The organism is Streptomyces sp. NPDC060031 (assembly GCF_042736805.1).
Lineage (GTDB): Bacteria > Actinomycetota > Actinomycetes > Streptomycetales > Streptomycetaceae > Streptomyces.
In genome coordinates this window covers 1-19042 of record NZ_JBHWVM010000097.1, presented here as the reverse complement: position 1 = coordinate 19042, position 19042 = coordinate 1, and the positions used below count along the sequence as shown (strand labels likewise).

Here is a 19042-nt window from a genome sequence, read left to right as displayed (position 1 = left end):
CGGCAGCACGCTGCGGAAACGCGTTTTTGAGCTGGCCCGGGAATCCGCTAGAGTTCAACACGTCGCCAGGGAGCGAAGGGGGAAAACCCCGGAGCCAACACGGTGACCTGCGGACGTAGCTCAGTTGGTAGAGCACCACCTTGCCAAGGTGGATGTCGCGAGTTCGAGTCTCGTCGTCCGCTCTGAGATGGGGGATCTTCCCGAGAACCCCCATTTGCTCCATGGTGGAGTGGCCGAGAGGCGAGGCAACGGCCTGCAAAGCCGTCTACACGGGTTCAAATCCCGTCTCCACCTCCAAGGACGATTAGCTCAGCGGGAGAGCGCTTCCCTGACACGGAAGAGGTCACTGGTTCAATCCCAGTATCGTCCACTGGTCCGCAAGGATCCCCGCGCGATTAGCTCAGCGGGAGAGCGCTTCCCTGACACGGAAGAGGTCACTGGTTCAATCCCAGTATCGCGCACGCAGCATCTCGCACCACGGCATTACCTGCTCCACCTGGCTTCACCTGCGGTTTCACACCGTGCCCGCGCGATTAGCTCAGCGGGAGAGCGCTTCCCTGACACGGAAGAGGTCACTGGTTCAATCCCAGTATCGCGCACTGTCCGAAAGCCCCGGCCGTCTCGACGGCCGGGGCTTTCGCGTTCCTACGAGCACCTCACGAGGAGAAGAGCATCCGCCCGAAGCCGCCCTTGTGGTGGCCGTGGTGGCCGTGGCCGCCGTGGTGCGGGGCGCCCCAGGCCGGAGCGGGGGCCGCGTGCTGGACGGGGTACGGGGCCGGGGCCGGCGGCGCGGCGGGCGGCGGGACCTGGCCGTACTGGGCGGTGTACTGGGACTCGAGACGGGTCAGCGCCTCGAGCTCGCCGTAGTCCAGGAAGATGCCGCGGCAACCGCTGCACTGCTCGATCTGGACACCGTTGCGGTTGTAGGTGTGCATCATCGCGTGACACTTCGGACACTGCATGACCGGTCAACTCCTCGCCGTCTGGGTCGACACCGGATGCGTGCCCGGTGGCGTGGGGCTCACCCTACGACGCGGGGTCCGGCTCCAAGTGGGGCGGGAGGGCGGCTATGCGGACACAGGCGTCCACCATCAGCCGCTCCCCGTCGTCGAGTCGGCGTCCCTCTTGTGCCGATTTGGCGAGGGCCAGGGCCGCCGTCTGTACGGTGAGCGCGCGGGCGGGGACGTCGAGTTCCGGCCAGGGGTCCGAGCCGGGCGGACCGGCCGCGGGGCCGCCGGCGGCGCGGTAGGCGTCGAGGAAGCGCAGCCAGGTGCCGGTGTCGAGCAGCCCGGCGCCGTACCAGGCAGCTGGCCGGGCGAGGTCCCAGGCGGGGGCGCCGAGGCCGAGGTCGTCGATGTCGATGAGCCGCCAGGCGCCCTCCGGGGCGGTGCGGACCAACTGCCCCAGGTGCAGGTCCCCGTGACAGAGCGCGCCACCGCCGCAGCCGGGGGCCGCCCCCTCCCCCCGAGCCCAGGCGGGCAAGGTCCGAGCGGCGGCCCACACCGCCTCGGCGGAGCCGACCGAGGCGGCAGACGCAGCGGGCGCAGCCGGGACGGCGGAAGCGGCTGGGGCGGCGGAAGCGGCGGGGACGGCCGGGGCAGCGGGGACGGGCGGAGCGGCCGGGGCGGCGGACGACGCCAGGCGGTGTAGGGCGCGGGCTACCTTGGTTGGGCCGCGCATGGGTGGGACGGGGGTCGGCAGGTGGTGCAGGGGGACCTGGTGCAGGGCTGCCAGGAGTTGCGCGGCCGCCTCCCAGGGGGCGTCTTCGGGGTGGTCCGGGTCGACCGGGGGGCCGTACGGCCACAGGGAGACGGGCCGGCCGTGCAGCCACCCGGTCTCGGGCCGCAGCGGGGGCAGCAGCACCCCGGCCAGCGACGGGTGCGCGGCGATCCGCATCCGCAGCGCCAGCCCGTCGGGGTCGCTGTCCCCCGCGTGCGCCTTGACCACGATGTCCCCGCACCGCACGACGGTCCCGTCAGCCCGGTCGGCGAGCAGGGTGTACTCCCCCGCGCCGGTTCCCGCGTACGCGGCGAGCGCGGCCGGCAGCGGCGGCGGCACGGATCCGGTGGCGGGGCTCACGCCCGCTCCCCTCCTTCTCCTTCCGGCCCGGCGTCCGGCTCCTCGATCCACCGGAACCACGCCGCGCCGCCCTCGATGTGCAGGAGGAACTCGGCGACCGGCCCGGCCGGGGAGAGCAGGGTCAGGGATTCGGCGATGGACGCGTACGCGGCGTCGAACCGCTCGTCGTACGCCTCCGCCTCCACGGCGGCCAGGACCGCGTCGAACCAGGGCTTCACCTCGGCGAAGCCGGGCTCGGGGGCGAAGCTGCCGTGCAGCCAGGGGAAGTCCGCCTCTTCCACCGTGATCGTGCCCAGCAGGGCGTCTTGGCGCATGAGGCGCCACCTGTCGTTGTGCTGGATCATCCCGCTCCCCTGCTCCCCCGCTCGCCCGCGCCTTGTTCAGGAGCAGGCTACGCACTCCGCGGGCATGAGAAAGGGTGCTGCCCGTCCGGCTCCCAAGCCGTACGGGCAGCACCCTTCACCTGCCGTCCGCCGCCGCGCCCCCGTCCCCACGGGGTGCGACGAGATGATGTCCCGGCCCGGGCCGCTCTCCCGGGCCCGGGGCGCCGCTCAGCGCCCCAGCATCACGCTCACGGACGACGCCTGTGCCACCACCTGATCGAAGCCCCCGAAGAGGAAGAGCAGGAGGGCGGCCAGGGGGAGCACCATGGCGGCGGCCACCAACGGGTGGCGGCGGCCGGACTCATGGCTGTTGAACGCGAATGCCTTGCGTCCCTGCCGTGCGATGTCCGCCATGGTCCTCTCCCTGTCGTTTGGCAGCGGCGGGCTTGTGACCTCGGGGGACGAGTGCTCCACCCGCCGCTTGTCTTCAACACTAGGCGCGGGAAGGGGCGCAGGCCTCATGCCCTCGTACCCCTTGCCGGGCCTCCAAGAGGATGAGGAGGCCGTCCGCGCGTACTCCCCTGGGTGGAGACGATTCCCCCGTTGTGAGGGTCTTCCCGGAGGGGGATGACCGGAGGGTAGTGACTTCTCTCACTTCCGTCACTCCCTGCGCACGCGTGTCCGGACGTGGAGTCTGCCCCGGAATCACCCGGTCCGCTCCGGTCGGGCCATGCGCCCCCGGGGCGCTTTCCCCCGGACCGTGGCCCAATCCCCTTGGCGCGAGGGCAGTTTGACCGTACGGGCAACTCCCGTACGGCCATGCGGTCGCACATCTGAACACCCCTCAAGTGGACTGCGCCGCACTGACAATCGAATAGCCGGGAGAGGGCGCGGCCTCTGAGCGCGCATGACGGATCGTCCGTAAGCTGTGCCACGTCAACAGGACGACCGGTCAGCGGGGTGGACATGGCGATGATGCGGCTCCGGCGCGAGGACCCGCGAGTCGTCGGCTCGTTCAGGCTGCACCGACGGCTCGGTGCCGGCGGCATGGGCGTGGTCTACCTGGGCTCGGACCGGCGCGGCCAGCGGGTCGCGCTCAAGGTCATCCGGCCGGATCTGGCCGAGGACCAGGAGTTCCGCTCCCGCTTCGCCCGCGAGGTCTCCGCCGCCCGGCGGATCCGCGGCGGCTGCACCGCCCGCCTGGTGGCCGCGGACCTGGAGGCCGAGCGGCCCTGGTTCGCCACCCAGTACGTGCCCGGGCCCTCGCTGCACGACAAGGTGGCCGAGGAAGGCCCGCTCACGGCCGTGCAGATCGCCGCGATCGGCGCGGCGCTGTCCGAGGGGCTCGTCGCCGTTCACGAGGCGGGGGTCGTCCACCGGGACCTCAAGCCCTCGAACATTCTTCTGTCGCCCAAGGGCCCGCGCATCATCGACTTCGGGATCGCCTGGGCCACCGGCGCGAGCACCCTCACGCACGTGGGAACGGCCGTCGGCTCCCCCGGGTTCCTCGCGCCCGAGCAGGTGCGCGGCGCCGCGGTCACCCCCGCCACGGACGTGTTCGCGCTCGGCGCCACCCTCGCGTACGCGGCGACCGCCGACTCCCCCTTCGGGCACGGCAGTTCCGAGGTCATGCTGTACCGCGTCGTGCACGAGGAGGCGCATCTGCAGGGAGTCCCGGACGCGCTCGCACCGCTCGTACGGGCCTGCCTGGCCAAGGACCCCGAGGAGCGGCCCAGCACGCTCCAGCTGTCGATGCGGCTGAAGGAGATCGCGGCCCGCGAGGCCCACGGGATGTCCGACGGCCGCCCGCCCGCGCAGCGGGCCCGGACCGACCGGCCGGCGGGGCGGCTCGCCGATCGGGGGGACAGCCGCACGGAACTGCACACGGATCGCAGCACCGGCGGCACGCCCGTACCCAGGGCGCAGGGACAGGGCCAGGGCCAGGGCCAGGGTCAGGGCCCGCACAGCGGACCGCACTCGCGGCCGTCGTCCTCCCGGAACCCGGGCGGCCAGGGCGGCCCCGGCCGCGGCGCGAACCCGTCCTCCCGCCCGACCTCTGGCCGTACGGGCGGCCGCCCGGCCCCCCGTACGACGGGGGCCGGGCGCCGGCCCTCGCGTCCGGACCCGAGGATGATGCGGCAGCGGCTGATCGTGTTCGTCGTGGTGACGCTGATCGTCGCGCTGGGCATCGCGGCGGCCCAGAAGCTCTAGGCCGCCAAGCCGCCAAGCCGCCCGGGCACCCGGCCGCCCGGGCACCCGGCCCCTGAACCTCTAGGACTCGCGGGGCGCCGGGGGGCGGGTGGCGTAGAAGGCCACCGCCGAGGCCGCGGCCACGTTGAGGGAGTCGATGCCCTCCGCCATCGGGATGCGGACCCACTCGTCGGCCGCGCGCAGGGCGTACGTGGACAGGCCGTGCCCCTCGGAGCCGAGCATGATCGCGGACCGGGCGAAGCGCTCGGCCGGGACCTGGTCCAGCGACGTGGCCTTCTCGCTCGGCGTCATGGCGAGGATGCGGTAGCCCGCCTCGCGGACCTTCTCCAGGTCGGCGGGCCACTTGTCGAGCCGCGCGTACGGGACGGAGAAGACGGAGCCCATCGAGACCTTGATGGCCCGCCGGTACAGCGGGTCCGCGCAGTCCGGAGAGAGCAGTATCGCGCTGATGCCGAGCGCGGCGGCGCTGCGGAACGCGGCGCCCAGGTTGGCGTGGTCGACGAAGCCCTCGAAGACGGCGATCCTCTGACCGGCCGCGTCGCCCGTCAGCAGGTCGTCGGCCGTGGGCAGCGGCTTGCGCTGCATGGAGGCCAGGGCCCCGCGGTGCACGTGGTAGCCGGTGACGCGTTCGGCGAGCTCGGGGCTGACGGCGTAGACCGGGGCCGGGAGCTCGTCGATGACGTCGCGCATGACGTCGACCCACTTGGCCGAGAGCAGCATCGAGCGCATCTCGTACCCGGCGTCCTTGGCCCGTCTGATCACCTTCTCGCCCTCGGCGATGAACAGGCCTTCGGCGGGCTCGCGCCGACGCCGCAGTTCGACGTCGGTCAGGCCCGTGTAGTCGCGCAGGCGCGGGTCGTCGGGGTCTTCGACGGTGATGAGATCAGCCACAGGGTGATACTGCCTTGTCCTGGGTGCGGTGCCAACGGCTCGGTTGTGCGGGGGTGCGAGGGTGCGTCGTTCTACGGCGTCTGCGGGGCGTTGACCTTCACGACGTCGCCGATGACGATGACCGCGGGGGGCCGCACCCCTTGGTCCCGTACGGTCTCGCCGACCGTGGCGAGGGTGGCGTCCACGCGGCGCTGGGCGGCGGTGGTGCCCTCCTGGATGACGGCGACCGCGGTCTCGGCGGGGCGGCCGCCGCGGACCAGCGCCTCGGCGATCAGGCCGATCTTGTCGACGCCCATGAGGATGACGAGCGTGCCGGTGAGCTTGGCCAGGGAGGCCCAGTCCACCAGGGAGCGCGGGTCGTCGGGGCCGACGTGGCCGCTGACGACGGTGAACTCGTGCGCCACGCCGCGGTGGGTGACGGGGATGCCGACCGCGCCGGGCACCGAGATGGAGCTGGAGATGCCGGGCACGACGGTGCAGGGGATGCCGGCCTCGGCGAGGGCCTGGAGCTCCTCCATGCCGCGGCCGAAGACGTACGGGTCCCCGCCCTTGAGCCGGACCACGGCCTTGCCCGCCTTGGCGTGCTCGATCAGCGCGTTGTTGATGGCCTCCTGGGCCATGAACCGGCCGTACGGGATCTTGGCCGCGTCGATGACCTCGACGTGCGGCGGGAGTTCGTCGAGGAGGTCGCGGGGGCCCAGCCGGTCGGCGATGACCACGTCGGCCTCGGCGAGGAGGCGGCGGCCGCGGACGGTGATCAGGTCGGGGTCGCCGGGGCCGCCGCCGACGAGGGAGACGCCGGGGGTGCGGGGGCGGGCGGCCGTGAGGGTGCCGTCGCGCAGCCCCTCGACGACCGCGTCCCGAACGGCGGCGGAGCGGCGGGGGTCATTGCCGCTCAGCACGGCGACGGTGACGCCCTCGACGCGGCCGGTGGCGGGGGTCCAGGCGGTGGCGGCCTCGGCGTCGTCGGCGCGGACGCACCAGACCCGCTCGCGCTCGGCCTCGGCGGAAGCGGCGTCGTTCGCGGCGCGGTCCCGGGTGGCGACGAGGGCGTACCAGGCCCCTTCGAGGTCGCCGTCCTCGTAGCGGCGGCGCTCCCAGCGGATCTCGCCGGTCTCGGCCATGGCGTCCACGGACGCAGTGGCGGAGGGCGAGACGAGCAGGACGTCGGCGCCGGCCGCGATCAGCGCGGGGAGGCGGCGCTGGGCGACCTGGCCGCCGCCGATGACGACGACGCGGCGGCCGGCCAGGCGGAGTCCGACGGGGTATGCGGGGGTGTCGGCCATGGCGGTGCGGCTCCTGTGCGGCGAGGGGGCGGCTGGCCGCTGCTGCGCTGGAGCGGCTGGGTTGACGTGCGGTTTCCGTGTCCGGGTCCACGATACGACGCGCCGGGTCGGCACTCCCGGCGGGGCCGGTGCCGTGGCGGGCCCCTGGGGCTCCGCCCCGGACCCCGCGCCTCAAACGCCGGCGGGGCTGAAATTGCGCTTCGCGCAATCCAGCCCCCTCCCGGCGTTCGAGGCAGGCCCGCGCCCGGCGGGGTTACTTCTCCGTGACGCCTGCCGAGTCGAAGGTGGCCACCTCGTGCATCGCGCGGGCCGCGCTCTGGACCAGGGGGAGGGCCAGCAGGGCGCCCGTGCCCTCGCCCAGGCGCAGGTCCAGGTCCACCAGGGGACGCAGGCCGAGCTTGTTCAGGGCCGCGACGTGGCCCGGTTCGGCGCTGCGGTGGCCCGCGATGCACGCGGAGAGGGCCTCCGGGGCGATGGCCCGGGCGACCAGGGCGGCCGCGCCCGCGCTCACGCCGTCGAGGATGACCGGTGTGCGGAGGGAGGCTCCGCCGAGCAGGAGACCGACGATCGCCGCGTGCTCCAGGCCGCCGATGGCCGCGAGGACGCCGATCGGGTCCGCCGGGTCCGGCTGGTGCAGTTCGAGGGCGCGGCGTACGACCTCGACCTTGCGGGCGTGGGTCTCGTCGTTGATGCCCGTGCCGCGACCGGTGACCTCCGCCGGGTCGACCCCGGTGAAGACCGAGATGAGGGCCGCGGACACCGTGGTGTTCGCGATGCCCATCTCGCCCGTGAGCAGGGCCTTGTTGCCCGCCGCGACCAGGTCGCGGGCCGTCTCGATGCCCACCTCGATCGCCGAGATCGCCTCCTCGCGGGTCATCGCGGGGCCGACCGAGAGGTCCGCCGTGCCCGGGCGGACCTTGCGCGGGAGCAGGCCCGGGGTGGCGGGCAGGTCGCCCGCGACGCCGACGTCGATCACACAGACCTCGGCGCCCACCTGGTTGGCGAAGGCGTTGCAGACGGCGCCGCCGCCCAGGAAGTTGGCCACCATCTGCGTGGTGACCTCCTGGGGCCAGGGGGTGACGCCCTGCGCGTGCACCCCGTGGTCGCCCGCGAAGATCGCGACCGCGGCCGGCTCGGGGATCGGCGGCGGGCAGACCCGCGAGAGGCCGGCCAGCTGGGCGGAGATGATCTCCAGCATGCCCAGCGCGCCCGCCGGCTTCGTCATGCGCTTCTGCCGCTCCCAGGCCTCACCCAGCGCCTTGGCGTCGAGCGGGCGGATGCTGGCGACCGTCTCCGAGAGCAGGTCGTGCGGCTCCTCGCCGGGCAGCGCGCGGCGCCCGTACGTCTCCTCGTGCACGACCCAGGAGAGCGGCCGACGCTGGGACCAGCCGGCCTGGGCCAGCTCGGGCTCGTCGGGGAACTCGTCGACGTAGCCGACGCACAGGTACGCGACGACCTCCAGGTGCTCCGGCAGGCCGAGCTCGCGGACCATCTCGCGCTCGTCGAAGAAGCTGACCCAGCCGACGCCGAGGCCTTCGGCGCGCGCGGCGAGCCAGAGGTTCTCGACGGCGAGGGCCGAAGAGTACGGGGCCATCTGCGGCTGGGTGTGCCGGCCGAGGGTGTGGCGGCCGCCGCGGGTGGGGTCGGCGGTGACGACGATGTTCACCGGGGTGTCGAGGATGGCCTCGATCTTGAGTTCCTTGAACTGCTTCGCCCGGGCCTTGGGCAGCGAGTTCGCGTAGGCCTCGCGCTGGCGCTGGGCGAGCTCGTGCATCGTCCGGCGGGTCTCGGCGGAGCGGATGACGACGAAGTCCCAGGGCTGGGAGTGGCCGACGCTGGGCGCGGTGTGGGCCGCCTCCAGGACGCGGAGCAGCACCTCGTGCGGGATGGGGTCGGTGCGGAAGCCCTTGCGGATGTCGCGACGCTCGCGCATGACGCGCAGGACGGCCTCGCGCTCGGCGTCCTCGTACGCGGGGGCCGGGTCGCCCGCGGCGGGCTCGGCCGGTACGGGCTCGGCGGCTACGGCTACGGCTTCGGCCTCTGCCGGGATCGGCTCCGCCGGGGTCTCGGGCCCGGCCGCGGGCTGGGGCGCCGGTGCGGCCGGTACGGGGTCCAGCGCCACGGGAGCGGGCTGCTCGGCGGCGACGGGCCCGGGCTGGGGCTCGGCGGCCGGGACCACCGCTTCCACGGGCTGCGCCTGCGGCTGCGGCTCCGCGACCGGGGCGATGACGGCCTCGAGGGGGGCGGACTCGACCGGCGCGGCCTCGGCGGCCACCGGCTCGGGGGCCGGCTCGACCACGGGTTGGACCGCGGGCTGCGGCTCGGGCGCGGACTCGGGCTCCGGCGCGACCTCGGCCGGCGCGACCTCGGCCGGCACCGGCTCGGGCGCCATCGCGAGGACCGGCTCCGGCATGACGACCGAGACCGGCTCGGCGGCGACCTCGGGCTCGGCCGGCGGCTCGGGCGCCGGGGCGGCCTCGGCCACCACGGGCTCGGGCCCCACGGCCTCGGCCACCACGGGCTCGGCCACCACGGGCTCGGGCTGAGGCTCAGGCTGCGGCTCGGCGGCGACCGCCACCGCGACCGGCTCGGGCGCGGCCTCGGCGAGCAGCGGCTGCGCCGCCCACGGCGTACCGGCCTGCGGCGGGATCTCGGCGCTCTGCGGCGCGACCGCGACGGCCTCGGCGCGCGGGATGTCCAGGTACTCGGGACCCGTGGTGGGCGGGCCGGACCGGAACGCCGGAGCGGGCGTCGGCGCCGCGGCCGGACCCCGGTCCGCGAGTGACCGTACGACTCCGCCGGTGGCCTCGGGCACGGGCGGGCCCATGTGCAGCGGGCGCCGCACCGGGGTCACCGGGGCGGTCGCGGCGGGAGCCTGCGCCTGTGCCTGGGGAGCCGGCGGGGCCACCAGGCCTCCGAGGTCGAGCGCGCCGGAGTCCCGGCCGCCCGCCTCGTGCGCGCCCGCACTGTAGGAGGAATCGGGGAACGGCTGTTCCGGGTACCCGGGCTCGGGGTAACCCATGGGCGCGGGCGCCATCGGCTGCTCGTAGGCGGCCGGGGCCTCGGCGACCGGGGCCGGCTGCTGGTACTCGGCGTACGGCGCGTCCCCGTACAGGGCGGGCTCGGGGAAGGACGGCATCGGCGGAACCACCTGCGGGTCGCTCCACGCGCCCTGGTTGCTCGGCATCAGCAGCAGTTCCTCGTCCTCCGGCCCGGCCGGGTCGTCCACGAGGTCCTGGAAGGCGTAGCCGCCGCTCAGAGGGGCCGGCATGGGAACCGGGGCGGGGATGCCCGGCTGATCCACCATGCCCGCGTTGTCCGGGTGACCCTCGCCCGGGACCTGGCCGGTGTCAGTCATGCGTACCCCTCGCCCATCGGTTTTGCCTCTTCGATCGCCCGGTCGCCCACGAGGCCTCCACGACGACCACTAAGCATTGTCGCGCCCGTCAGCCACCCTGGCGGCCATAACAGCCAGGGTCCGCTGTGGACTGCGCCACGTCGCGCGTCCGGCGGTGTCGTGGTGCCCGAATCGTCCTGGGCGCTGCGACGATCGGCCAGCCTACCCCGGCCGTTGATCCAAGCGGTCTCGGGGCACCGGGGGGCCTTCCCCGCGGGCGTCGTGGAGGGGTGCCCCGGTGCCCCGAACCGCTCAGCGGGTCACGGGGCGCTGTGCGGCCAGCAGGAAGACGACGGAGCGCTGTTGTTCGGTCCAGGTACGGGTGTCCAGGCCCACGGACTGGAGCAGCGCGCACTCGACCTCGTACCCGCCCTCGGTGAGGGCGCGGCCGATGGCCTCGGCCTCGTCGCGGGTGGAGGCGTGGCTGACGATCCGTTCCGGGCGGCGGTCGGCGACGGCCGCGACGACCTCGGCTCCGCCGCCTCCGACGCGGACGACGTCGGGCTCCGGCAGGTCCTCCAGTACGTGCGGGGCGCGTCCGGTGACGACCTGGAGCTGGACTCCGCGGTTGCGGGCCGCGGCGGTGACGCGCTCGCAGGCGTGCCGGTCGGCGTCGACGGCGATGACGGCCGCGCCGAGGGCGGCGGCGTCCACGGCGAGGGCGCCGGAGCCGGCTCCGATGTCCCAGACGAGGTCGCCGGTGCGCGGGCCGAGCCGGGCGAGCTGAGCGGCGCGCAGTTGCGCGGACTCCCCTTCGCCCACGTCGGCCTGCGGCCGGGCCCAGCCGCGTCCGGCCGTCTGGGCGGGGCCCTGGCCGAGCAGCCACGCCGGTTCGGAGGCCAGGGCCTGTCCCCCGCCGCCGATGACGATGACGACGTTGGGGTCCCGCCAGCTGTGGTCGGCGGCCTTGTCGGAGGTGAGGACGGTCACCTGCTCCTTGTCGGTGCCCAGTTCCTCGCAGATGACGAAGGTGCGGTGGACGCCGCCGAGCAGCAGCGCCAGTTCGGCGGGGCCGGCTCCGGGCGAGGTGAGGACGGCGACCTTGCCGTGGGCGCGGCAGACGTTGACGGCGCGGCGCAGGGTGCGGGGGTGGGCGACGACCACCTGGGCGTCGTCCCAGGGCATCCCGGCGCGGGCGAAGGCGGCGGCGACGGAGGAGACGGCGGGGACCACCTCGACCTCGAGGCCGTGCTCGGGGGCGCGCAGGGTGCGTACGACGCCGAAGAAGCCGGGGTCGCCGTCGGCGAAGACCACGGCGGTGCCGCGGTGTCCCGCGATGCGGCGCGCGGCGAGCCCGAGGCTGCCGAGGCGGATGCGCTCGGCGGTGGGCGGCACCTCGGGGAGTGCGAGGTGGTGGGCGGCGCCGGCCACCAAAGTGGCGGCGGAGAGCGCTGACCGGGCGGCCGCGGTCAGGGGGGAGCCGTCCCAGCCGATCACCGTGACCCGGTCGGCCATCGTCGTCAGTCTCCTGGGGTGGGGGCAGGCGAAGTTTCGTCGGGGGGTCGGGCACGGTGAGACTACCCGGTCATCGGGTCAGTTCCGGTCGGCCCCGACGGCGTGGCCGTTCGCGTCGGCCCGGTGGTCGACGTGGTATCCGTCGTATCCCTCGGAGTAACCGTCCGCAAAGCCTTCCGGATAGTCGTCGCCCTCGTCGAGGTCCTCGGGGAGCAGGCTCCAGACGATGAGGTCGGTGCGCGTGTCGGCCCAGGTGCCGTCGGGGATCTGGGTGCGCACTATCCACGCGTTGCGCAGGACGCCTTCGCTGATGCAGCCGATCTTCTGGGCCACCTGCTGGGAGGCGGTGTTGTCGGCCGCGGTGCGCAGTTCGAGGCGTTCGAAGCCCTGGTCGCGCAAGAGCCACCGGGCGACGGCGAGGACGGATTCGCTGGCGTAGCCCTCGCCGCGGGCCCAGGGGGCGGTGACGTAGCCGACCTCGGTGGCGCGGGTGCGCCAGTTGGTGTTCTGGAGGTGGACGATGCCGACGAGGCGGTGGGTGAGGAACTCGGTGACGGCGAAGACGATGCCGCGGCCCTCGGTGCGCTCGGCGTGGGAGTCCCGGGTGGCCCAGGCGTGGGCGTGGGCGTGGGTGTAGGGGTGCGGTACGCCGGTCCAGGCGGTGACGGGCTCGTCGTTCATCATCTCGGCGAGCGCGGTGACGTCCTCTTCCTCGAAGGGGCGCAGCACCAGCCGGTCCGTGCTGATGGTGACGTCCGGGAAGGTGGTAGTCATGCGCAGCTCCATGCCTGAGACCGTGGTGCGACCGTTGTGCGGGACCGTTCATGCGGGTCGTAGGCCACAGCATGCAGCATCGGCCCGGCGATGTGCATGGCCGGGGCTGCCCGGAAGCGGGCAGCGTTCGGCCCCGCGCGCCGGGGGCGGCGTGCGGGGCCGAACGGGCCGTGCGGGCCGGGCCTCAGGTGTTCAGGAGGCCGGGCTCAGGGGGCGGGGTTCAGGAGGCCGGGGTGCCGAAGGCCGGGATGACCGAGCCCTGGTACTTGTCCTCGATGAACTTCTTGACCTCGTCGGAGTTCAGCAGCTTGGCGAGCTTCTGGATCCGCGGGTCGTTCTGCTTGCCGTCCTTGACCGCCAGGAAGTTGGCGTACGGGTTGCCCTCGGCCTTCTCCAGGGCCAGCGCGTCCTTGGCGGGGCTCAGCTTGGCCTCGATGGCGTAGTTGCCGTTGATGACGGCGGCGTCCACGTCGTTCAGGGCGCGCGGGACCGTGGCGGCCTCCAGCTCCTTGAACTCCAGGCCCTTCTTGTCGGTGATGTCGGACAGCTTGGCGCTGGTGCCGGCACCTTCCTTGAGGGTGATCAGGTGGTTCGCCGCGAGCAGCTGGAGCGCGCGGCCCTCGTTGGTGGTGTCGTTGGGGACGGCGATGGTCTGGCCGGCCTTGATGTCGCCGAGGGCCTTGACCTTCTTGGAGTAGAGGCCGAGGGGCTCCAGGTGCACGTTCGCGACGGGCACGATGTGCGTGCCGTTCTTCTTGTTGAAGTCGTCGAGGTACGGCTTGTGCTGGAAGAAGTTGCCGTCGACCTGGCCCTGCTCGGTGGCGGTGTTCGGCAGGACGTAGTCCGTGAACTCCTTGACCTCCAGCTTGAGGCCGTCCTTCGCCGCGAGCTTGTCCTTGACGAAGTTGAGGATGTCGGCGTGCGGGCTCGGGGAGGCGGCGATGACGAGCGGCTTGCTCTCGTCGGCCTTGCCGCCGTCGGCCTTGGTGGAGGACGGGTCCGAGGAGCTGCCGCAGGCGGTCAGGCCGAGGGCGAGGGCGGTCGCGGTGGCGGCGAGGGCGGTGAGCTTGATGTTCTTACGCACGAAGAGTGCCTTTCTTGCTTTTGCGGGGTGATGGCCCAAGCACGACAAGTGCGGGCTTTCTGAGGGAAAAGTCTTGTCAGCCGGGGGCTGTTCAGGCTGTCCGGCCGCGGCGGGCGAGGAGGCGGACCACGCCGTCGCCGAGCAGCTGGATCACCGTGACGACGGCGATCAGGACCACGACGGTGGCGACCATGAAGCCGGTCTCGAAGCGCTGGAAGCCGTAGGTGATGGCCTTGGAGCCGAGTCCTTCGCCGCCGACCGCGCCGGCCATGGCGGAGTAGCCGACCAGGGTGATCACGGTGGTGGTGACGGCGGAGACCAGGGAGGGCAGGGCCTGCGGAAGGAGCACCTTGCCGACCAGGGTGGGGATGCCGCCGCCCATGGACTCGACGGCCTCGATCAGGCCGTGGTCCACCTCGCGGACGGCGGTCTCGACGAGCCGGGCGAAGAAGGGGATGGCGCCGATGGAGAGCGGGACGATCATGGCGGTGGGGCCGATGAAGGTGCCGACGACGGCCGTGGTGACCGGGATCAGGAAGATCAGCAGGATGATGAACGGCATCGAACGGCCGATGTTCACGATCACGCCGAGGGCCTTGTTGAGCGGCTGGTTCTGAAGGAGGCCGCCCTTGTCGGTGAGGACCAGGAGGATGCCGAGGGGCAGGCCGCCGAGGACGGTCACCAGGGTGGACCACAGGACCATGTAGAGGGTGTCGAAGGTGCCCTGCGTGAGCAGGGGCTCCATCTCGGACCAGGTCACTTGGCACCATCCTTGACCAGCTCGGCGAGTTCGGTGTCGGCGTCGACGACGTCGACCTGGAGGCCCTGCTCGCGCAGGAAGCCGATGGGCACGACGTTGTCGTCATAGCGGCCGGGGAGCTCGATGCGCATCCGGCCGATCTGCCGGCCGCCGACGGTGTCCATGGCCGCGCCGAGGATCGATATGTCGATGTTGTAGGTGCGGGCCAGCTGGGAGATGACCGGCTGGGTGGCGGTCTCCCCGTGGAAGGTCACGTCGATGACCGTGTGCTCGTCGGTGGTCGCGGAGCCGGTCAGCGGGAAGAGTTCGTGGGCGAGCTGGGATCCGGGGGTGGCCAGCAGCTCGGTGACGGTGCCGGACTCGATGACCCGTCCGTGCTTCATCAGGGCGGCCGAGTCGCAGACCGACTTGACCACGTCCATCTCGTGCGTGATGAGCAGGACGGTCAGGCCGAGCTGCCGGTTGAGGTCGCGCAGCAGCTGGAGGATCGAGCGGGTGGTCTCGGGGTCGAGGGCGCTGGTGGCCTCGTCCGACAGCAGCACCTTGGGGTCGCCGGCCAGGGCGCGGGCGATGCCGACGCGCTGCTTCTGGCCGCCGGAGAGCTGGCCGGGGTAGGCCTTGGCCTTGTCGGCGAGGCCGACGAGGTCGAGGAGTTCGGCGGCCTTGCGGGAGCGCTCGCGGCCGGGGACGCCGAGGATCTCCAGCGGGAGTTCGATGTTGCCCTGGACGGTGCGCGAGGACAGCAGGTTGAAGTGCTGGAAGACCATGCCGATGCGGCTGCGGGCCTCGCGGAGCTCCTTGCCGGCTCGCCGGCCGCGGCCGGCGAGCGCGGTGAGGTCGACTCCGTCGACGGTCACGGTGCCGGCGGTGGGGCGCTCCAGCAGGTTCACGCAGCGGATGAGGGAGGACTTGCCGGCGCCGCTCTGGCCGATGACTCCGTAGACCTCGCCCTCGCGGACGTGCAGATCGACGCCGTCCAGGGCGGTGACCTCACGGCCACGGGACTGGTAGACCTTCGTGAGGCCCGATGTGGTGATCACAGGATTTCCGTCGCTGTCGAGTGCACGGCGCAGCGGGGTGCCGGGCACGGGGCAAACATCTGGGGACGCGATACGGGTCGAACCGTCAGAAAACGATGGCGGTGACGCGTGCGTGGGGCAGTAGCGGTCCGGGGTTCACGCGGAGGTGTCGGACGGGCTCGGCCGGTCTCGCTTCGGGGCGCGAGACTGCAGGAAGGGGGCCCTCAGAAGGCGCACATTCGACACATACAACGAGCACCGGGCGTCATCGTCGCCTCGGTCGCAAGGGTGCGGCTGCTCGTCGTGGTCATGGGCCCAAGTAAAGCAGACACATCCCTTGACCGATCAACGATGTCCGGATAGCGGACAGATTCCGGCCACATAGCGGACAGCACCGGTCACGGCCGGCCTTCCGTCCCGATCGGCAGATCATCCGGGCTGACCTGCACGGACACGGCCGAGAGGTCCCGTACGACCACGTCCGCGTCGAGTTCGCCTGCGATGTGCGCTGTGGTCAAGGCCACGGCCCTCGTGCCGACCGCGCGCCCCGCCCGTCGAACGGCGTGCGAAGCCCTGAGCAGGGGTGCGCGCACTGGGTCTTTCGGCCCGTAATACGCTCCCTGCATGCTCGACGCCCTGACGGTCGCCATCGGCGTGGCCGCACTCGCCCTCGCCGCCTGGTGCGGTTTCGCCGCCTGGCGGGACCAGCCGACCAAGGACTGGCACTTCATCGGCATGGCCGTGGTGACCGTTCTGGTCCTCGCCCAGCTGGTGATCGGCCTGGTCCAGCTCGCCCGCGGCGAGAAGCCGGGGCAGGGCACGGTGCTGTTCGTGGCGTACCTGCTGGGCGCCCTCGCGGCCGTTCCGGCCGCCGCGCTGCTCTCGCTGACCGAGCGGACCAAGTGGGGCTCGGTGACGGTGGCCGCGGGCGCGGTCGTCCTCGCCGTCCTCGAAGTACGGCTCTACGACATCTGGGGATCCACCGGTGCCTGACACGACGACTGCCACTCCCGCCGCGCGCAAGCGGCTGGTCTCCGGCCCGGGGCTGCTGCTGGTCTGGCTGTACGGGGTGATGGTGGTGGGCGCGGTCTCGCGGTCGGCCTACCAGATCTCCACCGAGTTCGACCGGGCGCCGCTGGCGTACTCGCTGTCCGCGGCGGCGGCACTGGTGTACGCCTTCATCACGTACTCGCTGGTGCGCGGCGGGGAGAGGGCCCGCAAGGCGGCGCTGGTGTGCTGCGCCGCCGAGCTGGTCGGCGTACTGGCGGTGGGGGCCTGGACGCTGGCGCGCCCCGAGGCGTTCCCCGACGCGACCGTGTGGTCCGACTTTGGGATGGGCTACCTGTTCATCCCGGTGATCCTGCCGATCACCGGGATGCTCTGGCTGCGCAAGCGCTGATCCGGCCCCTGCTTCAGCCCCTGCGTCAGGCGCTGACGGTGAAGTCGGAGGCCTCCTTGGCCTCCTTCTCCAGGATCACCAGCCGGACGCCGTCGGAGGCGGTGCGGCCGCCGACCTGCGTGTAGCCGGCCTTGCGGTACAGACGCAGGTTGCTCTCGCTCTTGTGCCCGGTGTGCAGCCGGTAGCGGGCGGTCCCGTCGTGGCCCGCGAGGGCCTCCTCGACGGCGCGCAGCAGCCGGGCGCCGAGGCCGTGGCCCTGCAGGCGCGGGTGCACGCAGAGCTTGGCGATCTTGCCGGTGCCCTCCTCGTCGACGTTGCCGCGCACCGCGCCGACGATCTCGTCGCCGAGCCGGGCCACCAGTACGGTGTCCGTCGCCAGTTCCGCCTTGAGGGAGTCCAGGGACTGGGTGAGGGGCTGGATGCGGTAGTTGCCGTACAGCTCGGCCTCGCGCTGGAACGCCAGGTACTGCAGTTTGATGATCTGCTCGGCGTCCTCGGCAGCTGCTGCCGAAATGGTCACGCTCATGCCCATGTGCGCATGCCTCCCGCTCACCTGGTGGCCCGTTGGTCTACCGCTCCTTTCCCCACAGGCGAGGAGCCGCAACCTCTGCAGCCAGCATTCTGCGCAGACATCCCAGGCAACGGGAACGGACCGGCCCCAAACTTCCTTGTGAGATACCCAACTCTCCTGCGATTTCACGGTAAGTGAGGTCCCTGGGCGAAAGAAGTGCCCCCATCAGCTCCGGACACCGTCCGGGCAATCGGGCGACCGCCGATCGGAGGGCCCGGTTCTCCTCGCCGTGCAGGAGGGCGTCTTCCGGTTCCGTGACCGCACTGGTGAGCGGCCCCCCGTGTTCCCCTTCTCCCCCGTCCGCGCGCTGGCGGCGGTGGCCGTACGGGACTTCGCGCCGGGCCCGGCGGCGCGCGCGGCGGGCCTCGGCCCGTACCGCCCGGCGCAGCCAGCGCGCGGGCTCGGCGGCGGCGCGCCGGCACTGGTCGTCGCGCTCCAGCAGCCTGACCCAGACGGCTTGTTCCAGGTCGGCCGCCTCCACTCCGGTGCCCGCGGCCTCGGCGGCCGCCTCGGCCGAGAGCAGCGGGCCGAGCTTCTCAAAGAGGTCAGGCTTCAGCAGGTCCATGCCGGGCGGGACGCGAAGGCCGCGCCGGGCGGTTTCCCCGCCGGGCGCGGCCCACTCGTACGAGGAGCTCCGCCTAGCGGTTGACGCCCCGGCCCGGGCGGAAGTCCTCGGCCGCGAGGAGCCCGGTGTCCGCGTTGTCGGTGAAGATGCCGTCGATGCCCTGTTCGAAGTACGTGCGGAAGGCGCCGAAGGCGTCCCCGTACGCGTTCGGGTCGGTCCCCTTGCGGAAGTCGGCCGGCAGGAAGGTGTTCTCGTTGCGCGCGGTGTAGGGGTGCAGGATCAGCCCCTGCGCGTGGGCGTCCTTGACCAGGGTGGTCGGGGGCAGGAGCTTGCCGGCCGCGTCGCGCGGCAGGATCAGGTCCATGGTCGGGCCGATGCCCTGGGCGAAGCCGGCGATCCACTTCAGGCCACCGGGCTTGACCAGGTCCGCGACCGTACGGGGGTCGTGGGCCAGTTCGAAGTCCCACGGGCGGGTGGCGGCGCCGGACAGGAGCACCACGCGCGGCGCCGAGACCAGCCTGGACAGCCGCTGGATGCTGGACGGCTCGAAGGACTGGAGGAAGAGGGGCGCGCCCCGGCCGTCGCGGCCGTAGCGGCGCAGCAGTCTGGCGAGCGGCTCCTCCAGGCCGAGGCCGAGCGAGCGGAAGTAGCTGGGGTGCTTGGTCTCGACGTGCAGCCAGACCTTCTTGCCGCGGCGCTTGCCCTCGCGGTCGGCCCAGCGCAGCACCTCCTCGAAGGTGGGCACCGCCCAGCGGCCGTCGTAGAGCGTGTTGCGCTGGCGGACGGCGGGGATGCGTTCCTTCGCGCGCAGGGTCTTCAGCTCGGCGAGGGTGAAGTCCTCGGTGAACCAGCCGGTGAGGGAGACCCCGTCGATCGACTTGGTGGTGCGCCGGGACGCGAACTCGGGGTGGTCGCCGACGTCGGTGGTGGCGCCGATCTCGTTCTCGTGGCGGCATACGAGATGGCCGTCCTTGGTGGGGACGAGGTCCTGCTCGATGACGTCGGCGCCCAGATCGAGGGCGAGCTGGTAGGAGCCGAGCGTGTGCTCGGGCCGGTACCCGCTGGCCCCGCGGTGTCCGATGACCGTCGGGACGGGGAGGTCCCGGTACCCGCCGCCGCCCCCGTGGCCGCCTTCGGCGGCCGAGGCGGATCCCCCCGAGAGCCCGGTCAGGCCGCCGCCCGCTGCCAGGACGGCCGCCCCCAGGACCGTGCGCCGCGCTGCCCCACC

General features: G+C 72.8%; 18 protein-coding genes and 5 tRNA genes. 8 read left to right on the top strand and 15 right to left on the bottom strand.

Features of this window, described 5'->3' with window-relative positions; all coding sequences use genetic code 11:
• Positions 1–109 precede the first annotated feature (109 nt).
• The 5 genes from ACFWB8_RS31130 to ACFWB8_RS31110 all read left to right on the top strand — a co-directional run bounded on the left by ACFWB8_RS31130 (position 110) and on the right by ACFWB8_RS31110 (position 599).
• Positions 110–182 (top strand) — tRNA-Gly (locus ACFWB8_RS31130).
• Between the two features lie 41 nt (positions 183–223).
• A tRNA-Cys gene (locus ACFWB8_RS31125) sits at positions 224–297 on the top strand.
• A gap of 1 nt (position 298) precedes the next feature.
• Positions 299–370: transfer RNA gene (locus ACFWB8_RS31120), tRNA-Val, on the top strand.
• Positions 371–389: 19 nt separating this feature from the next.
• Positions 390–461 (top strand) — tRNA-Val (locus ACFWB8_RS31115).
• A 66-nt stretch (positions 462–527) separates the two neighbouring features.
• A tRNA-Val gene (locus tag ACFWB8_RS31110) sits at positions 528–599 on the top strand.
• A 57-nt stretch (positions 600–656) separates the two neighbouring features.
• Here the strand turns inward: ACFWB8_RS31110 and ACFWB8_RS31105 are convergent.
• The 4 genes from ACFWB8_RS31105 to ACFWB8_RS31090 all read right to left on the bottom strand — a co-directional run bounded on the left by ACFWB8_RS31105 (position 657) and on the right by ACFWB8_RS31090 (position 2816).
• On the bottom strand, positions 657–962 hold the full coding sequence (locus ACFWB8_RS31105) for a zf-TFIIB domain-containing protein (protein WP_385234551.1): 306 nt from the start codon (positions 960–962) through the stop codon (positions 657–659).
• Between the two features lie 64 nt (positions 963–1026).
• On the bottom strand, positions 1027–2079 hold the full coding sequence (locus tag ACFWB8_RS31100) for a phosphotransferase family protein (RefSeq protein ID WP_385234548.1): 1053 nt from the start codon (positions 2077–2079) through the stop codon (positions 1027–1029).
• Positions 2076–2393 carry a hypothetical protein gene (locus ACFWB8_RS31095; RefSeq protein ID WP_385234545.1) on the bottom strand — a complete coding sequence of 106 codons (318 nt, stop codon included), beginning with the start codon at positions 2391–2393 and terminating at the stop codon, positions 2076–2078. The genes ACFWB8_RS31100 and ACFWB8_RS31095 overlap by 4 nt, the downstream gene beginning before the upstream one ends.
• A 237-nt stretch (positions 2394–2630) precedes the next feature.
• On the bottom strand, positions 2631–2816 hold the full coding sequence (locus ACFWB8_RS31090) for a hypothetical protein (RefSeq protein ID WP_266876567.1): 186 nt from the start codon (positions 2814–2816) through the stop codon (positions 2631–2633).
• Positions 2817–3362: 546 nt separating this feature from the next.
• On the opposite strand from ACFWB8_RS31090, the gene ACFWB8_RS31085 reads away from it, so the two are divergent.
• On the top strand, positions 3363–4613 hold the full coding sequence (locus ACFWB8_RS31085) for a serine/threonine-protein kinase (RefSeq protein WP_385234541.1): 1251 nt from the start codon (positions 3363–3365) through the stop codon (positions 4611–4613).
• A 60-nt stretch (positions 4614–4673) separates the two neighbouring features.
• Here the strand turns inward: ACFWB8_RS31085 and ACFWB8_RS31080 are convergent, their stop codons facing one another.
• The 8 genes from ACFWB8_RS31080 to ACFWB8_RS31045 all read right to left on the bottom strand — a co-directional run bounded on the left by ACFWB8_RS31080 (position 4674) and on the right by ACFWB8_RS31045 (position 15300).
• On the bottom strand, positions 4674–5504 hold the full coding sequence (locus ACFWB8_RS31080) for a TrmH family RNA methyltransferase (protein ID WP_385234538.1): 831 nt from the start codon (positions 5502–5504) through the stop codon (positions 4674–4676).
• Between the two features lie 71 nt (positions 5505–5575).
• Entirely contained in the window at positions 5576–6790 is a 1215-nt protein-coding gene (gene cobA / locus ACFWB8_RS31075) for a uroporphyrinogen-III C-methyltransferase (RefSeq protein ID WP_385234535.1), read from the bottom strand.
• Between the two features lie 253 nt (positions 6791–7043).
• Positions 7044–10148 (bottom strand): nicotinate-nucleotide--dimethylbenzimidazole phosphoribosyltransferase, encoded by a 3105-nt coding sequence (gene cobT, locus ACFWB8_RS31070; protein WP_385234532.1) that lies wholly within the window; start codon positions 10146–10148, stop codon positions 7044–7046.
• Between the two features lie 291 nt (positions 10149–10439).
• Complete coding sequence (cbiE, locus tag ACFWB8_RS31065) at positions 10440–11642, bottom strand: precorrin-6y C5,15-methyltransferase (decarboxylating) subunit CbiE (RefSeq protein ID WP_385234529.1); 1203 nt, start codon at positions 11640–11642, stop codon at positions 10440–10442.
• Positions 11643–11720: 78 nt separating this feature from the next.
• Positions 11721–12416 (bottom strand): GNAT family N-acetyltransferase, encoded by a 696-nt coding sequence (locus ACFWB8_RS31060; RefSeq protein ID WP_385234526.1) that lies wholly within the window; start codon positions 12414–12416, stop codon positions 11721–11723.
• 220 nt (positions 12417–12636) lie between these two features.
• Entirely contained in the window at positions 12637–13500 is an 864-nt protein-coding gene (locus tag ACFWB8_RS31055; protein WP_385234523.1) for a MetQ/NlpA family ABC transporter substrate-binding protein, read from the bottom strand.
• A gap of 91 nt (positions 13501–13591) precedes the next feature.
• A complete protein-coding gene (locus ACFWB8_RS31050; protein ID WP_385234520.1) occupies positions 13592–14260 on the bottom strand; it encodes a methionine ABC transporter permease in 669 nt (222 codons plus the stop codon).
• Entirely contained in the window at positions 14257–15300 is a 1044-nt protein-coding gene (locus ACFWB8_RS31045) for a methionine ABC transporter ATP-binding protein (RefSeq protein ID WP_385234517.1), read from the bottom strand. Before ACFWB8_RS31045 ends, ACFWB8_RS31050 begins: the two co-directional genes overlap by 4 nt.
• Before the next feature lie 603 nt (positions 15301–15903).
• Here ACFWB8_RS31045 and ACFWB8_RS31040 point away from each other — a divergent pair.
• Both ACFWB8_RS31040 and ACFWB8_RS31035 read left to right on the top strand, forming a co-directional pair.
• A complete protein-coding gene (locus ACFWB8_RS31040; RefSeq protein WP_385234514.1) occupies positions 15904–16272 on the top strand; it encodes a hypothetical protein in 369 nt (122 codons plus the stop codon).
• Complete coding sequence (locus ACFWB8_RS31035) at positions 16265–16678, top strand: hypothetical protein (protein ID WP_385234511.1); 414 nt, start codon at positions 16265–16267, stop codon at positions 16676–16678. The genes ACFWB8_RS31040 and ACFWB8_RS31035 overlap by 8 nt, the downstream gene beginning before the upstream one ends.
• A gap of 25 nt (positions 16679–16703) precedes the next feature.
• Here the strand turns inward: ACFWB8_RS31035 and ACFWB8_RS31030 are convergent, their stop codons facing one another.
• The 3 genes from ACFWB8_RS31030 to ACFWB8_RS31020 all read right to left on the bottom strand — a co-directional run.
• Positions 16704–17210: a GNAT family N-acetyltransferase gene (locus ACFWB8_RS31030; protein ID WP_385234508.1), complete on the bottom strand. Its 507-nt coding sequence runs from the start codon at positions 17208–17210 to the stop codon at positions 16704–16706.
• Positions 17211–17247: 37 nt separating this feature from the next.
• Complete coding sequence (locus ACFWB8_RS31025; RefSeq protein ID WP_385234505.1) at positions 17248–17814, bottom strand: sigma-70 family RNA polymerase sigma factor; 567 nt, start codon at positions 17812–17814, stop codon at positions 17248–17250.
• A gap of 73 nt (positions 17815–17887) precedes the next feature.
• A partial coding sequence (locus ACFWB8_RS31020) for a glycerophosphodiester phosphodiesterase (RefSeq protein ID WP_385234502.1) occupies positions 17888–19042 on the bottom strand: 1155 nt, incomplete at its 5' end.

Excerpts from the sequence above, each read along its gene's own strand:
- ACFWB8_RS31060 (WP_385234526.1), bottom strand. The coding sequence starts at position 12,416 with ATGACTACCACCTTCCCGGACGTCACCATCAGCACGGACCGGCTGGTG.
- ACFWB8_RS31025 (WP_385234505.1), bottom strand. The coding sequence starts at position 17,814 with ATGGACCTGCTGAAGCCTGACCTCTTTGAGAAGCTCGGCCCGCTGCTC.
- cbiE (WP_385234529.1), bottom strand. The coding sequence starts at position 11,642 with ATGGCCGACCGGGTCACGGTGATCGGCTGGGACGGCTCCCCCCTGACC.
- cobT (WP_385234532.1), bottom strand. The coding sequence starts at position 10,148 with ATGACTGACACCGGCCAGGTCCCGGGCGAGGGTCACCCGGACAACGCG.
- ACFWB8_RS31040 (WP_385234514.1), top strand. The coding sequence starts at position 15,904 with ATGCTCGACGCCCTGACGGTCGCCATCGGCGTGGCCGCACTCGCCCTC.
- ACFWB8_RS31095 (WP_385234545.1), bottom strand. The coding sequence starts at position 2,393 with ATGCGCCAAGACGCCCTGCTGGGCACGATCACGGTGGAAGAGGCGGAC.
- cobA (WP_385234535.1), bottom strand. The coding sequence starts at position 6,790 with ATGGCCGACACCCCCGCATACCCCGTCGGACTCCGCCTGGCCGGCCGC.
- ACFWB8_RS31030 (WP_385234508.1), bottom strand. The coding sequence starts at position 17,210 with ATGGGCATGAGCGTGACCATTTCGGCAGCAGCTGCCGAGGACGCCGAG.
- ACFWB8_RS31105 (WP_385234551.1), bottom strand. The coding sequence starts at position 962 with ATGCAGTGTCCGAAGTGTCACGCGATGATGCACACCTACAACCGCAAC.
- ACFWB8_RS31090 (WP_266876567.1), bottom strand. The coding sequence starts at position 2,816 with ATGGCGGACATCGCACGGCAGGGACGCAAGGCATTCGCGTTCAACAGC.